1 protein-coding gene is annotated in these 1,829 nt (G+C 25.5%); it reads left to right on the top strand.

The genetic code is table 11. The features are described from left to right. Positions 1 to 227 precede the first annotated feature (227 nt). The gene (locus BGI41_RS07915) at positions 228 to 1,730 is read left to right on the top strand and encodes a sodium-dependent transporter (protein WP_088540157.1); all 1,503 of its coding nucleotides are present in this window, start codon (positions 228 to 230) and stop codon (positions 1,728 to 1,730) included. The last annotated feature ends 99 nt before the right edge of the window (positions 1,731 to 1,829 follow it).

Raw genomic sequence — 1,829 nt, 5'->3', positions numbered from 1 at the left:
GCAATATAATTTTATATTTTTAGTATATTTTATTAATTATCTTTTTTTAGATTTTTTATTTAATTTAATCTTTATTTTATTTTTTTATTTATTAATACTTATTTTGAATTTTATTTAATTTTTTATTAATTTTTCCATTAAAATACTATAATCTTTTTAATTTTAAAAGTTTAAAATATATATGGTATTTTTAATACTGTTTAAAATTTTTTAAGATAAGTTTTTTTATGAATAACAATGAGGATAGAAATGAATGGGGTAGTAATCTTTCATTTATTTTAGCAATGATTGGTTCTGCTGTAGGTTTAGGAAATATTTGGAGATATCCTTATGTTCTCTACAGTAATGGTGGAGGAGCATTTTATATTCCTTATATTGTCGCTATTCTAATTATGGGTATTCCATTTTTGATTTTAGAGTATAGTGTTGGATATAATTTTAAGTCTTCATTTCCTAAAGCATTACGTAAGATAAATAGTAAATTCGAATTTTTAGGTTGGTTTATTCCTATTTCTGTATTTTTAATCATGATTTATTATTCATGTATATTGGGATGGGATGGTTTATATGTAATATTTAGTTTCTTTAAATCTTGGGGAGCAAATCCTAATAATTACTTTACAAGCACTTTATTACAATCTACAACTTCTACTTCTGGTTTAAGTGTATTTATTCCTATAATTGCTGTTGCAATTTTAGTTGGTTGGCTTATTGTATGGTATGTTTCTCATAAAGATTTAGAGAAAGGTTTAGGAAGATTAAGTAAAATCCTTGTACCTTTACTTTTTATTATAATGTTATTTATTGTAATATTTTCTTTAACATTACCTGGGGCAGGTATTGGTTTAAATGAGTTATTTGCTCCAGATTGGAGTTTACTTTTAAACTTTAATATTTGGATGGCTGCATTTGGACAGATTATATTTTCACTTAGTTTAGGTATGAGTATTGCATTTACTTATGCAAGTTATACAAAAGATGATAGTGATCTTGTATCAAACACTTTATGGGTTGTACTTGCAAATTGTGGTTTTGAAAACTTCTGTGCATTAGGTGTATTCTCTATTTTAGGTTACATGTCTTTAAAAAGTGGTGTAGCAGTTAATCAGTTAGTACAACAAGGTACTGGTCTTGTATTTATTGCTTATCCTACTGTATTTAATGTACTTGGTAATTGGTCTTATGTTTTAGGTCCTGCATTCTTCTTTACTGTATATATTGCAGGTTTAACAAGTATCCTTTCTACTATTGAACCATTATCATTCAGTATACAAAATAAATTTGCTTGGAGCCGTAATAAAATAATGACTATTTTATGCATTATTGGGGCAGTTGTATCAATGATATATGCTACAGGTATGGGTGGAACTATACTTGGATTTGTTGATGCATATATTAATCAAATAGCAATATTAATTGGTGTATTCTTTGAATGTATTGCATTTGCATGGCTATTTAAATGTGAAGATGTTATACCAGAACTTAATAGAAGAAGTAAAAGTTTAAAAATAGGTAGATGGTGGATTTTCATTGTTAAATATCTTTTACCAACTGTAGTTGCTATTGTTTGGGTTGGTGGATTATTTGACACTATTAAAACAGGAACCTTTGAAGAGTTAATTGTTTTCGTTATATTAACTGTAATATTAGTTGGATTTACTATTCTATTTACTGTTTTACCTAGTAAAAGTGATGATTGGTATAAAACTAAATCTAGAATTTTTGATTGAAGATTTTTAAATTAATCTTCAATTTCTTTTTTATTTAAATTTCTTATTTTTGCTTGTTTTTTTAGTTGTTTTTTAATTTTTTTTTTTTTGTCTTGTTTT

It is taken from the genome of Methanobrevibacter sp. 87.7 (assembly GCF_002208625.1).
In the GTDB taxonomy this organism is placed as follows: Archaea; Methanobacteriota; Methanobacteria; order Methanobacteriales; family Methanobacteriaceae; genus Methanarmilla.
This window is presented reverse-complemented; position numbering and strand designations above follow the sequence as displayed.